The sequence below is a fragment of the Flavobacterium johnsoniae genome (assembly GCF_030388325.1).
GTDB classification, from domain to species: domain Bacteria; phylum Bacteroidota; class Bacteroidia; order Flavobacteriales; family Flavobacteriaceae; genus Flavobacterium; species Flavobacterium johnsoniae_C.
Genome location: NZ_CP103794.1, coordinates 1,657,280 through 1,671,533 on the forward strand (window position 1 = coordinate 1,657,280; position 14,254 = coordinate 1,671,533).

Consider the following 14,254-nt stretch of genomic DNA (forward strand, 5'->3'; position numbering starts at 1 on the left):
ATCTAAAGTACAGTAAATTAATTAATTAAAAAAAAAATGTTGTGTTTTTGTAGGGTATAAAAATTTAAGTTGAAGTGTTTTTGTAAAGAATTTTAATTCTATATAGTTAAAATTTAACATTATAATTGCATTAAATTACTAATTAATTAACCAAAATTTTTAGAAAAATGAAATTGACAAAATTACTTATTTTTTGTGTTTCGTCTTTATTGTTTTCAGTTGCCACATTTGCTCAGGATGTAACGGTAACTGGAATGGTAAGTGACGAAAGTGGGTTACCCGTCCCAGGGGCAACAATTTTAGTTAAAGGAACCAATAAAGCTACCGCTTCTGATTTTGATGGGAAATTTCAGATTAGCGCCCCTTCAAACGGTACTTTAGTTATAAGTTTCGTTGGTTTTAATACGCTAAATGAAGCTGTTAACGGGAGAACAAAAATGAGCGTTGTTCTAAGTACGACCTCCCAAAATTTGAATGAAGTTGTTGTAGTAGGGTATGGTACTCAGAAAAAAGGCCTTATTACTGGAGCTTCTACAAATCTTAAGGGAGAAACAATTAAGGAGTTAAATACAGGATCTGCTATGGAAGCGCTTCAAGGTATTGCTCCCGGTATTAGTATTACTAGAACAAATGGATCACCTGGTGCTGGAACTAAGGTAACTATTCGTGGATTGGGTACAAACGGAAACTCAAATCCTTTGTATATCGTTGATGGAGTTTCTGTTGGTAATATTGATTATTTAAGTCCTTCAGACATCGAATCTATCGACGTATTGAAGGATGCCGCTTCTGCTGCAATTTATGGATCGAGAGCTGCTAATGGAGTTGTATTAGTTACGACTATTAAAGGAAAAAAAGGAAGAGCTGCAAGAATTACTTACGACAGTTACTACGGAATTCAGAATACGTATAAAAACTTAGATCCTTTAAATGCTCAAGAATACATGTACATTATTGATGAAGGAAGAGTAAATGATGGAATGCCTCGCCAAGATTGGAAAACAGTTTTAGCTAATAATTCATGGTTAAATACACAATTTCCTGGCGCTGGTACTCAATTGGGTAATGAAGTTTGGGAAAATTTACAAAATGGATGGACTGGAACTAATTGGGTTAATGAAATGAGCAAAAAAGATGCTCCTATTATGAACCACGCTCTTAACATTACAGGAGGAAGCGAAGATATCACTTACTCATTTGGGGTTTCTTATTTTGATCAAACTGGTATTATTGGAGGTGATATTGTTGATGCTAGCTTTAAAAGGCTTACTGCGAGATTAAATACTCAAATGGTATTGAAGAAAAATGAAAGTCATGCTATTATTACTGTTGGTGAGAACGTTACTTACACCAATTCAGAAAACAGAGGAGTTTCTAATGGTAATATCTATGGAAACGACTTGCACAATGCATTAACAGCAAATCCATTGCAACCTGCTTACTGGCAGACTTCTATTGATAGAAACATCGATAAAAATGGTTTTACTCCAACTTTAGACGGAATTTCAACAGGACAAACAAATCCATTAGCAATAATGTATTACAGAAGTAATTTTAATTATCCAAAAGATAATAGAATAATTGGAAATGCTTTCTTAGAAGTTGAACCGATAAAAGATTTGAAATTTAGAACGGTTTATGGAATTGATTCTTGGTTCGGATACGGTAGATCTATGAGCCCAACATACGGTTTAGGTGTACTTTATACTAAACTCATTAATGGTGCTTCTCAGTATTCTTATATTGGAGCAAACTCAACTTGGACTAATACAGTTTCGTATAAAAAACAATTCGGAAACCACAATATATCTGCTGTTGTTGGTACTGAGTTAGTTCAATATTTAGTAAATAATAGTGTTAGCGGTTCAAGAAACAATTTAACATTTGGTGAAGATCCGAAATATGCTTACTTAAATAATACTACACCAAGAACGTTTAATGATCTTAGTACAAACGGAATGGATACTGCAGCTGGAGGTGGTGGAATTATGTCATATTTTGCTAGAGCACAATACGATTACAAAGAAAAATACCTGCTTTCTGCAACATTACGTTCTGATGGTTCTTCTAACTTCGCAGACGGTAAAAGATGGGGTTATTTCCCTTCTGTTTCTGCAGGTTGGGTAGTTACTAAAGAAGATTTCATGAATAGCACAGGTTCTTGGCTTAATTCATTAAAATTAAGAGGAAGCTGGGGACAAAATGGTAATCAAGATATTCCTAACTTCTACTATTCTTCAAATATTGCTTACGTTTTTCCAGGATACTTTTTTGGAGATACGAAACCAGTTTCTGGAACAACAGCTTATCCAGCTAGGGTAACTAACCCAGATTTAACTTGGGAAACTTCAGAGCAGTTAGATTTTGGTCTTGATGCAAGTTTATTAAATTCAAGATTAAACATCACTTTAGACTGGTACAACAAAACGACAAAAGATTGGTTGGTTTTAGCGGCTGGTAGAGGAACAGATGGAGCTGCACCTGCATACATTAATGGTGGAGATATTGAAAATAAAGGTTTTGAATTTTCTGTAAACTGGAGCGATAAAATTGGAGGATTTAAATACGGTGCAACTGTAAGTGGAGCTTTCAACAAAAATAAAGTTACTAGAATTGCAAATGCTGACGGAATTCTTCATGGTCCATCTAACGTGTTATCACAAGGAACTGGAGAAATTTCAAGAGGTATGGTAGGTCTTCCATTAGGTTATTTCTATGGATTTAGAACGGCAGGTATTTTACAAAATCAAAAAGAAGTTGATGAATATGTTGGTCCAACTGGACAACCTTATTTTGCTGATCAACGTCCTGGAGATGTTCGTTTTGTAGACCAGAACAATGATGGAGTTATAGACGAAGCTGATAAAGGTTATATTGGAAATCCAAATCCTGATTATGAATTGGGTATTCAATTGAATTTTGAATATAAAAATGTTTACTTAAACACTACTATGGCAGGTAAATTCGGTATGCAAGTTATGCAATCATACAGATCTTTTGCTGATAGCCCTGCTCAGAACTATACTTCTGATGTGTTTAACCGTTGGCATGGAGAAGGAACATCTAATAAAATGCCTAGACTTGGTGCGTCTTCAAATAGAAATACGCAGCTTGTATCAGATATTTTTATGCAGAATGCAGATTATTTAAGAATAAACAACTTAACGGTAGGTTATAACTTCAGCGAAGTATTGAAAGACTTCAAATTTATTTCAAATCTTAAATTTTATGTTGCTGTAAATAACTTATACACATTTACCAAATACGATGGTATGGATCCAGAAGTTCGTTGGTCAGGAGATAACACAAATACTCCATGGGCTTCAGGAATTGATTTAGGTTTGTATCCACAAGCTAGAACGGTGATGTTTGGTTTAAGTGCAGATTTTTAATATAAAGACAATTTACAATGAAAAAAATAAAATATTTATTAGCAATTTCTTCTGTACTTATTGCATCAAGCTGTAATGACTATCTTGATACCGATAACTTGACAGAAAAGAGTTTGGTGACTTTTTATAAGACACCTCAAGACATTGAAGAAGCAACTGCCGGAGTTTACAACGCTATTTATACGAATAATGTGCATAGTGAAGAGCAGATTGCGGCCAACTTGATGGATAATATGATGTTAGGAGGCGGTGGTCCTGATGATAAAACTGCTAAATGGGTTGATAATTTTGAAGATCCTGTAGACGATACATATCTAGATTTATGGGTTCAGTCTTACAGAGGTATTGCAAGAACAAATGCGATTATCGAAAAAACACCTTTAGCAGATTTTACGACTTATTTTACCACTCCAGCTCAAGCAGATCAGTTTAAGCAGCAAGCAATTGGAGAAGCTTATTTTATGAGAGCGTTTTTTTACTTCAGATTAGCTAAATTTTTCGGGGGAGTTCCTTTGATTACTAGTATTGATGGGAAAAAAGATGGCCCTAGAAATACGTATAGCGAAACATTTGCACAAATTGCATCAGATTTAAAGAAAGCAATTGAAACAATGCCAGCAACTCCATTTCCGAGTATTCCAACTTCAAGATACGGACATGCAAACAAATGGGTTGCAGAAGCATACTTAGGACGTGTGTTCTTATTCTACACAGGGTACATGACAAATATCGAAAAACAAGCTACGGAAGAATTGCCATTAGTAGAAGGAGGAAGTTTAAATGCAACTCAAGTAGCAAGTTATTTAACTGATTGTATGACTAACAGTGGTCATGCTTTAGCTTCAGATTTTAGAAATCTTTGGCCATATTCTTATGTTAACAAAGCTTCAGGAAATAACGTTTTGCCATGGGCAGCTACTGAAGGTTTATCTTGGGTTGGTCAAGACGGCGCGGCTCCTACTTTTGGTACAGGTAATTACGAAACTATGTTTGTACAACGTTTCTCTTTTGGAGATTGGAACTGGACAAACGGTAATATTTATACTAACAGGTTATGTCTGTTTTCTGCTTTGCGTGGTAATTCATTAGTGCCATTTGGAGAAGGATGGGGATGGTGTACAGTAAATCCAGCTTTGTATAGCAACTGGTCAGAACTTGATCCAAGAAAGAGAGGTTCAATTCTTGAAGTTGGAAAAGCAGACGTTGGAACAGCTGGCTATGCTGGCGATAAAGGAGATCACGAGACAGGATATTTTAATAAAAAATATATTTCATTGCAATATCCTAACGCTGGAGGAGCAACTCAAGGTATGTTTATTCAATTGTATAATTGGTCAAATGGAGATATGCAATTAATGCATGCGCAAGATTTTATCTATATGCGTTACGCTGATGTTTTATTGATGCATTCAGAAATTACTAAAACAGCAGGAGGTTTAAATGCGGTTAGAGCTAGAGCTAAATTAGGTCCAGTTGGATATTCATTAGAAGCAATTAAAGATGAGCGTTTGCACGAATTTGCTTTTGAAGGTCTTCATTGGTTTGATTTAATTCGTTGGGGAGATGTTGATAATGCATTTAATAGCACAATTCCAGTTAGAAATTCTGGTACAGCGGCAAATTACAGTGTAAAATACAGACCAGAAACCAAAGGTTTGGTTTCGCTTCCAGAAACGGAACTTAGATTATCTAATGGAGTTTATACACAAAATCCAGGTTGGTAAAATTTAACAATATTAAATAGATAAATATGAAAATCAATAAAATAATATATCTTCTATTGGCTCTTTTTATGTTGACTTTTTCAGCATGTGATCCAATAGTTGATGAAAAGCATTTAGAGAATTCTACTGACGTTGCTGGAGTTGAGTTAGTTGCGACTCAAAGTACGCCAGGAGGAAATAAAATTACTCTTAGTATGAATACTCCAGGAGTTACTGGGTATTGGGACTATGGATTGGATAAAGCACTTACAAATGAAGTAACTTTTGTTTACCCAATTCCTGGGAAAGCTACATTTACTTTTGTCGGAACTTTAGGCGCTGAGTTTTTTACCAAAACAATAGACGTTCAAATCAATCAATTAGATACGCCATTAGACCAAGATTGGTACGATTTAGTAGGAACTAATACTGTTGCAGGTAAAACTTGGGTGTTTGATGGTGCACAAGGATCTGGAAGATTCTGGTGGTTTATGTCTCCAAATGGAAGTGCAGAAAGTGCGATGACAGCTTGGTGGAATGCCGGTGATTGCTGTCCGCCAAGTGATGCAGCAGGTAAAATGCATTTTGATTTGAATGGAGCTGCTAACTATAATCATTATGAAACAGCGACTGCTACTCCTAAAAAAGGAACATTTAAATTGGATATTAAAAACAAACAATTGACAATATTCAATTCAACAATGTTAGGATCTGCTGCAGGTAACAAAGATGGTGTTTATACTATCGTTAGTCTTGAGGCCAATAAAATGGTATTGTATTTAAATAATAGTGAGACGTACGGAACAGGTTGGACATTTGTTTTCGTTCCTCAGCCATAATTTCATGTTAGTTATTTTCGAAAAAGGAAAATTAAAAAATTCCTTTTTCGATTTTTCAAACATTTTTATTTCATTCATATAATGAAATATCAAGAAGATTTAAACTATGGTTAGTTTAAGTTAAGTTTATTGCCTGGATAGCCCATAATTTCGATTATGGGCTATTGTTTTTGTATAGATTTAAGAGAAGTTCTTTTCTATATCAATAATTTCTTCCTTGATTTTTAATTGCTTATAATCATTTAATTAGCTCATTTTGCTAATTCTGTAGTTTCACTATATTCTGCTCGATTTAGACGGGAAAAGTCATTAAAAGTATCACTAAAATGTATGTTTTAAGGGGTAAGAATGCTTTTTAAAATGCAATTTTAAGCCAATATTTGAAGTTTGGTCTTTGTAGTTTTTAAATATGAGATTCTCAAGGCTCTATTTTCCTCTTAAACCATCTATAAAGAGTTTTAGAGCTTCTATTTAACTATCAAATGATTTTGTTGCTTATTGAGGCAGGCTTTACTCTCATTAAGCCTAAAAATCGAGTTTCCACAACTCACATACAACTTTTACTTTTTCCTGATTTCTTAAAATTCAAATAAATATTGAAAAGAATGCTTTTTTAGTTTTTTCATTTGATGAAATTGCTATCAAATTTACCAATCAAACAAATAAAAAGTAGGTTAATTCTTTTGAAATTTTTAAAAATAAGTATTTTCTTTCAACAAATATAATTTGAGAATTATGTAAAAAAAAATGTATAAAAATACAATATTCTTGGTTTTGGTCATTATGACTATTTTTTGTCTAAAATAGTTGTAAGTCTTTATAAAATAACTGTTTACGATATATTTAGAGCTACTATCACGTTGTAGTGACTTTGTTTTTTAATAATTTACATGCGTCCTTTCGACATGTAGTGTTTATTTTTATAATTAACTTTTCTTTAGTACTACTATTAATTTTTTTAAAACTTTTAAAATCAATTATTTACATTTTTTTTGATGTGTTTTTATAATATTAAAATTTTTATTTTGATGTGTTTTTGTATGGATTTTTAAATACGAAAAGTAAAAATTTAGTTTTAGTATTGCATCAAATTACTAATTAATTAACCAAAATTTTTAGAAAAATGAAATTAACAAAATTACTTGTTTTTTGTATTTCATCTTTGTTATTCTCGGTTATAGCTGTGGCTCAAGATGTCACAGTAAATGGAATAATCAATGATGAAAGTGGAATGCCTGTTCCAGGCGCAACAGTTTTATTAAAAGGTACTACTAAATCAACAGCTTCTGATTTCGATGGAAAATTTCAGATTCAAGTACCTTCAAACGGAACTTTAACAGTTACATTTATCGGTTATACCACAGTAACTGAAGCTGTAAACGGAAGAACTAAAATTGCAATTCAATTAAAACCAGAATCACAATCATTAAATGAGGTTGTTGTTGTTGGATACGGTACTCAAAAGAAATCTGTTGTTACTGGAGCAATTTCTAGTGTAAAAGCATCAGATTTGGAAGATTTACCGATAACAAGAGTTGAACAATCTCTTCAAGGAAGGGTTTCTGGGGTTACTATTGCTGCTAATGCAGGACAACCAGGATCTTCATCTACTATTAGAGTTAGGGGTATTACGTCTTTCGGAAACAATGAACCTTTATGGGTTGTTGACGGTGTAATTGTTGATTCAGGAGGAATTGGTTTTTTAAATCAATCAGATATTGCCTCTATGGAGGTTTTAAAAGATGCTGCGTCTCAAGCGATTTACGGAGCTAGAGCAGCAGCGGGGGTTATTCTTATCACTACTAAAAAAGGTAGAGCTGGTAAAATGAGTGTAAACTACAACGGATACACTGGTTTTTCTGAAGCAGCTAGAAAACTTGATTTATTAAACGCTACAGAATATGCGACTTTGATGAATGAAAGATATTCTAACGGTTACACTCCAGATCCAAGCAAACCGTATACGCTTCCTTACCAAAATCCATCTTCTTATGGTGTGGGTACAAATTGGCAAGAGCAAATTTTTAATAATCATGCACAAAGAACAGGTCATGAGTTAAGTTTGTCTGGAGGAAATGATGTTTCTACATTCTATGTTTCTTTTGGATTGTTAGATCAAGAAGGTATTGTTGCACCGCAAATTTCTAACTACAACAGAAAAAACATTCGTTTAAACTCTACTCATAAAATTGTAAAAGGATTAACTTTTGGTCAGACTTTAGGTTATTCTCATGAGAAAAATGTGGGTATTGGAAATACAAATAATGAATATGGAGGACCTTTAAGTTCTGCTATCAATTTAGATCCAATTACACCAGCTATTGTTACAGACCCGACTGTTGCAAATCAATCACCATATACTCTTCCTTATGTTTTAAGAGATGCAAATGGAAATCCTTACGGAATCTCTACAAAAGTAACTCAAGAGATGAGCAACCCATTAGCTTATATTCAGACAAGATTAGGAAATTATGGATGGTCTGATAATTTTGTTGGAAATGCATATTTAGAATTAGAAGCTATTAAAGGCTTAAAATTTAGAACTACTTTAGGTGGTAAATTGGCTTACTGGGGAGCTGAAAGTTTTACTCCAGTATTTTATTTCAACTCTTCAACTATTAATCCAAACAATAGTTTGACTAGAAATTCTAATAGAGGTTTTGGTTGGAATATTGAAAACACACTTTCATACACAAAACAACTTGGCGATCATAACTTTTCTATTTTAGTTGGACAAGGAGCTTATGTTGATAATATTACTTCTGGATCTACTGTAACTTACAAAAACCTTCCAGCAACTAATTTTGACGAAGCAACATTTAATTCTGGTGCCGTAACAGACGATATTACTGCTTCTGCATACAACGGATACGAGCATAAAGTAACCTCATTGTTTTCTAGATTAAACTATGATTACAAAGAAAAATATCTACTTACTGGTATTGTTCGTCGTGATGGTTCTTCTCGTTTTGGTCAAAACAACAAATATGGAGTTTTCCCATCATTCTCTCTAGGTTGGGTACCAACTAAAGAAAATTTCTGGCCAGAAAATAAAGTAGTAACACAATTGAAATTTAGAGGAGGTTATGGTATTACTGGTAGTGATGCTATTGGAGATTTCAAATTCTTACCTACAATTGGATCAGGAAGAAATTATACAATCGGAAATCAAGGTTCTGTTGTAATTGGAAATAGCCCGAATGCTCCCGCTAACCCAGATTTGAAATGGGAAGAAACTAGACAAGCAAACGTTGCATTTGATGCTACATTCTTCAATGATTTGTCTTTAACTGCAGATTTTTATATTAAAAAATCTATAGGTATCTTACAAGATATCGATTTGCCTGGTCACGTAGGTAGCCCAGGAAGACCTTCTGCAAACATTGCAGACATGCAAAATAAAGGTATTGACGTGGAGTTATCTTACCGCAAAAAAATCGGTCAAGTAAACTTAAACGTAAGCGGAAACATTTCTTACTTAGAAAATGAGGTTACCAATTTAGGAAGAGGAATTCAGTTTATTTCTGGAGATGCTTCTTTCCAAAATATGGGTGCAGTTACTAGAACACAAGTGGGGCAATCTTATAATTCTTTTTACGGATATACAACACAAGGTATTTTTCAAAATCAAGCAGAAATTAATGCTTACACTAATGCAGCAGGAGGTTTAATACAACCAAACGCGAGACCTGGAGATTTCAGATGGAAAGATAATAATGGCGATGGAAAAATTGACGACGACGATAAAACTTTCCAAGGAAGTCCGTTACCTAAATACACTTATGGTTTCACGATTAATTTAGATTACAAAAATTTTGATTTATTAATCTTTACTCAAGGTGCAATCGGAAATAAAATTTTTCAAGGATTACGTCGTCTAGATATCACAGATGCTAACTATCAAACTTCTGCTTTAGGACGTTGGACAGGTGAAGGATCTACTAATTCTTATCCAATTTTATCTTCTGTAGATAACAACAAAAACTTCTCTAATCCATCAGATTTTTATTTAGAAGATGGAGATTATTGGAGAATCAAAACTGTTCAAATTGGATATAGCTTACCAAGTGATGTTATCTCAAAAGGAGGTCTTTCTAAAGTAAGACTTTATATGACAGGAGAAAATTTATTAACATTTACAAGATATTCTGGTTATGATCCAGAAATTGGAGGAGGAGTTTTAGGTATTGATAAAGGATATTATCCACAAGCTAGAACACTAATGTTAGGGGTTAATTTACAATTTTAAAATTAAGAATCATGAAAATTAAAAATATAAGATATTCATTCGTCGCAGCAGGATTATTGCTTCTTGGCTCTTCTTGCGGTGAAGACTTTTTAACAGTAGATCCGAAAGGACTTCCATTAGTAGACAACTATTATAAAGATGAAAAAGAAGCTTTTTCTGGTTTAGTTGCTGTTTATGATGTCATGGGAAAACAATCTAAAGGTTTCGAAAACATGATCTGTATGATGAATGCAGGTTCAGATGATTTCTATGCCGGAGGTGGAGGACCTGGAGATGGAGCAGGAATTCATGCTTTTGATAATTATACTATTGATAAAATTAATATGCCTAGAAGTTTCTGGGGAGATTTCTTTCAAGGTATCGCAAGAGCAAACATCTTATTATCAAAATTGCCAGGCGTAAAAATGGATGAAGCAAAAAAAGTTCGTTTTGCAGCAGAAGCTAAAGCAATGCGCGGATATTACTATTTTGAATTAGTAAGAACTTTTAGAAACTTGCCTTTAATTACAGAGCCACTTTCACCAGCTGAAACTTACACAATCACTCAATCTAAACCAGAAGAAGTTTATGCACAGATTGAAAAAGATTTGATCGAAGCAAAAGCAGTTCTGCCAAACACAGTTGATGTTGCAACAGAAGGAGGACGTTTTTCTAAAGGAGCTGTACAAGCATTACTTGGTAAAGTTTATTTATACGAAGGAAAAAATTCTCTTGCTGCTGCTGAATTTGCAGATGTAAACGGTACTCCAGGAGGAACTAGTATGTACGGATATAAACTGCTTAGCAATTTTGCAGATTTATGGGTTATCAGCAACAAATTCAACTCAGAAGCAATTATCGAAATCATGCATACTGATAAAAGTAATGCAGACTGGGGATTCTGGGGCGGAGGAAACGACGAAGGAAACTCTGTTAACATCATGGTTGGTCCGAGAGGATACACTATGAAAACAGGAGCAGCTGTAGATTACATCTCAGGATGGAGTTTTAATCCAGTAACTCCAAGTTTATATAATGCTCTTAAAGGCGATCCTCGTTTTAATGCTACAATTGTAGATATGCTTGCTTTAAAAGCTTCAGGTGTTGCAGATTATGCACCTGGAGATCAAGATACAGGATATTTCTTAAAGAAATTTATGCCTTTAAATGGTGATACTTCTCAAGGTGGAGGAGCAGCAGCTTTAAATTACAAACAAGATACTTATGCTATTCGTTTAGCTGATACTTACTTAATGGAAGCAGAAGCTTTAGGAGGAACAGGTGCTAGAGCACAAGCTTTATTAGATGCTGTAAGAGCTAGAGTTGGATTGGCTTCTGTACCAGTTTCATTAGATGCTATTGCTAACGAAAGAAGATTAGAATTGGCTGGAGAAGGACACCGTTGGTTCGACTTGGTTAGAACTGGAAAAGCAGCTACTGTACTTGCTTCTAGCGGATTTGTGGCTGGTAAAAATGAAATTTGGCCAATTCCACAAAAAGATTTAGAAAATACTAAACTAGTTCAAAATCCTAATTACTAATCAGTTAATACAATATCATATGAAAATAAATTTAATGAAAAAACAAGGGTTTTTAGCATTGTTTTTTATGACAGCAGTATTAAGTGTTACTAGTTGTCAGCCAGACGATTCCATTGATAATAATGGATTAACCGCAGGAACTGTTGATGCATCTTTTACAATTACTCCTGTTGAAGGAAAAGTAAATACTTATAAGTTAGTGGCTCAGCCAAAAGGAGTTTTGAAATCTATTTGGGATAAAGGAGCTGGAGCTTATGCAGGAAAAATGGAAGAAGAAATTTCTCTTCCAGATGCAGGTACCTACACAATTGTACATACTGCAATTGGAGCAGGAGGAGCTACGGCTACGGCTTCAAAAGATGTTGTGGTTGCGACTTCAGATCCGTTAAAAGGAAATTTAGTTCAAGGTGGTTCTTTTGCAACTGCTGCAGATCAAGCAAAATGGACAGTTTTAAATCTTAGCCCAACTGGTGCAGCTTTTTGGTCTTATGCAAATAATAGCGCAACACTTCATTCTCCAGGAGGATGGGCTCAAGAAGGAATTTATCAAGCAATCGATGTTGTAAAAGATAAAGAGTATACAATAGATATGAAAGTGTCTTCTCCAAGTGGTTCTGATGAAACTTGGTTTGAAGTTTATGCTGGAAAATCTTTCCCTGCATCGGGTGTTGAGTACAAAGACAACAAAGTTATGGGATTAAGTACTTGGGATGGCTGTGCAAAAGCAGGTTTCTCTGGAATGCTTTCTGTTGTTGGATGTGTTAAAAACGACAAAACAGGAACGGTTTCAAACACAGTTAAATTCACAGAAACAGGAAAAATCTATTTACTAATCCGTTGCGGTGGTAACAAGTTTACAAAAGATGGAATTACAGTTTCAAAAATTGAATTCCGAGGAAAATAAAGAGTTAAGTTAAGTTTAAGTTTAAGTTTGGTTGTAAATAGCCCATAATCAATATGAGTATGGGCTATTTTTTAAATTCTTTAAAAGGTGAAAAACCAGTTTTTAGATTTTCTCCAAAACTTCAATTAAACAATAATAATTGGAAGCGAATGAAAAAAAATAGTCTAAAGATTTTATGCCTTTTGTTTTCCGTTGCAGCTATTGCACAACAGCCAAAAGCAAAAAAAGAATTTACAACCAGTGGTAAAAAAATAACTGTTTACACCACAGCAGAAAACTCAAAACTGAGATTAACCTCTACAGATAATTTGACTTTTTCTGCTTCAAAACAGCCTTTAGAAACTGAATTTTCAGTTTTTGTAGAACCAGCAAAAAAGTTTCAGACTTTTATGGGAATTGGCGGTGCTATTACAGATGCAAGTGCCGAAATATTTGCTAAACTTTCAAAAGAAAAACAAGCAGAATTTTTAAATGCTTATTACGATCAGCAAAAAGGAATTGGCTATTCTTTGCTAAGAACAACGATTCAGAGTTCTGATTTTAGCAGTGGGAGCTATTCTTATATCGAAGAAGGAGATAAAGATTTGAAAACTTTTTCTATTGATCATGACAGACAATATCGTATTCCTTTAATAAAACAAGCCATTCAGAAAGCTGGTGGAAAACTAACAACTTACGTTGCGCCTTGGTCGCCAAATGCTTTTATGAAAAGCAATAAAAACGTATTAAAAGGCGGAACTTTACTTCCTGAATACTATCAAACTTGGGCAAATTTTTATGCGAAGTTTATTAAAGCTTATGAAAAAGAAGGAATTCCGATTTGGGGAACTTCTACACAAAACGAACCAATGGCAACTCAAACTTGGGAATCTTGTGTTTATACAGCTGAAGCTGAAAGAGATTTTATAAAAAATTATCTTGGACCAACTTTGAAAAAAGAAAACTTAGGCGATAAAAAAATCATCGTTTGGGATCATAACCGTGATTTAATGAATTATCGCGCCAACGTAATTTATTCAGATCCAGAAGCAGCAAAGTATGTTTGGGGAATGGGATTTCATTGGTACGAAACTTGGTCAGGCGGAGCGCCGATGTTTGATAATGTTGCAAAGGTAAATGAAGCTTATCCAGACAAAAAACTAATGTTTACTGAAGGATGTGTCGAGAAATTTGATGCAGCAAAATATCAATTTTGGGGTAATGCAGAACGTTACGGAACCAATATGATTCACGATTTTAACAACGGAACTGTAGCTTGGACAGATTGGAACATTCTTTTGGATCAAAACGGAGGTCCAAATCATGTTGGGAATTTTTGTTTTGCACCAATCCATGCAGATACAACAACTGGTGAATTAATCTATACACCATCTTTTTATTACATCGGACATTTTTCAAAATTTATTCGTCTTAATGCAATAAGAGTAAGCACGGCGGTTAGCAGAAGCGCTTTATTAAGTACATCTTTCTTAAATACTGACGGTACAATGGCAACTATTGTTATGAATCAATCTGCAAACGAACTTACTTATAATTTGATTATTGGAGCAGAAAAATCGGTAGTTAAAATTCCAGCACACGCGATACAAACGCTTGTTTATTAATATTTTGTAGTAAAGTAATGAAGAAGACTAATTTGAGTCATCC

The 14,254-nt window shown here is 34.1% G+C and carries 7 protein-coding genes; all 7 read left to right on the top strand.

Annotation, left to right across the window (positions count from 1 at the left end; all coding sequences use genetic code 11):
• Positions 1–167 precede the first annotated feature (167 nt).
• The 7 genes from NYQ10_RS07310 (at position 168) to NYQ10_RS07340 (ending at position 14,211) form a co-directional block, all read left to right on the top strand.
• The gene (locus NYQ10_RS07310) at positions 168–3,392 is read left to right on the top strand and encodes a SusC/RagA family TonB-linked outer membrane protein (protein WP_289879583.1); all 3,225 of its coding nucleotides are present in this window, start codon (positions 168–170) and stop codon (positions 3,390–3,392) included.
• A gap of 17 nt (positions 3,393–3,409) precedes the next feature.
• Positions 3,410–5,116 carry a RagB/SusD family nutrient uptake outer membrane protein gene (locus NYQ10_RS07315; protein ID WP_289879585.1) on the top strand — a complete coding sequence of 569 codons (1,707 nt, stop codon included), beginning with the start codon at positions 3,410–3,412 and terminating at the stop codon, positions 5,114–5,116.
• 26 nt (positions 5,117–5,142) lie between these two features.
• Positions 5,143–5,934, top strand: coding sequence for a hypothetical protein (locus tag NYQ10_RS07320; RefSeq protein WP_289879587.1), 792 nt, complete (start codon positions 5,143–5,145; stop codon positions 5,932–5,934).
• Between the two features lie 1,123 nt (positions 5,935–7,057).
• Positions 7,058–10,183 carry a SusC/RagA family TonB-linked outer membrane protein gene (locus NYQ10_RS07325; RefSeq protein WP_289879589.1) on the top strand — a complete coding sequence of 1,042 codons (3,126 nt, stop codon included), beginning with the start codon at positions 7,058–7,060 and terminating at the stop codon, positions 10,181–10,183.
• An 11-nt stretch (positions 10,184–10,194) separates the two neighbouring features.
• Positions 10,195–11,703, top strand: coding sequence for a RagB/SusD family nutrient uptake outer membrane protein (locus NYQ10_RS07330; RefSeq protein WP_289879592.1), 1,509 nt, complete (start codon positions 10,195–10,197; stop codon positions 11,701–11,703).
• 19 nt (positions 11,704–11,722) lie between these two features.
• Positions 11,723–12,607 (top strand): hypothetical protein, encoded by an 885-nt coding sequence (locus NYQ10_RS07335; protein WP_289879594.1) that lies wholly within the window; start codon positions 11,723–11,725, stop codon positions 12,605–12,607.
• 149 nt (positions 12,608–12,756) lie between these two features.
• A complete protein-coding gene (locus tag NYQ10_RS07340) occupies positions 12,757–14,211 on the top strand; it encodes a glycoside hydrolase family 30 protein (RefSeq protein WP_289879596.1) in 1,455 nt (484 codons plus the stop codon).
• The last annotated feature ends 43 nt before the right edge of the window (positions 14,212–14,254 follow it).

Coding starts and splice junctions, on each gene's coding strand:
- NYQ10_RS07310 (WP_289879583.1), top strand. CDS start 168: ATGAAATTGACAAAATTACTTATTTTTTGTGTTTCGTCTTTATTGTTT.
- NYQ10_RS07315 (WP_289879585.1), top strand. CDS start 3,410: ATGAAAAAAATAAAATATTTATTAGCAATTTCTTCTGTACTTATTGCA.
- NYQ10_RS07320 (WP_289879587.1), top strand. CDS start 5,143: ATGAAAATCAATAAAATAATATATCTTCTATTGGCTCTTTTTATGTTG.
- NYQ10_RS07325 (WP_289879589.1), top strand. CDS start 7,058: ATGAAATTAACAAAATTACTTGTTTTTTGTATTTCATCTTTGTTATTC.
- NYQ10_RS07330 (WP_289879592.1), top strand. CDS start 10,195: ATGAAAATTAAAAATATAAGATATTCATTCGTCGCAGCAGGATTATTG.
- NYQ10_RS07335 (WP_289879594.1), top strand. CDS start 11,723: ATGAAAATAAATTTAATGAAAAAACAAGGGTTTTTAGCATTGTTTTTT.
- NYQ10_RS07340 (WP_289879596.1), top strand. CDS start 12,757: ATGAAAAAAAATAGTCTAAAGATTTTATGCCTTTTGTTTTCCGTTGCA.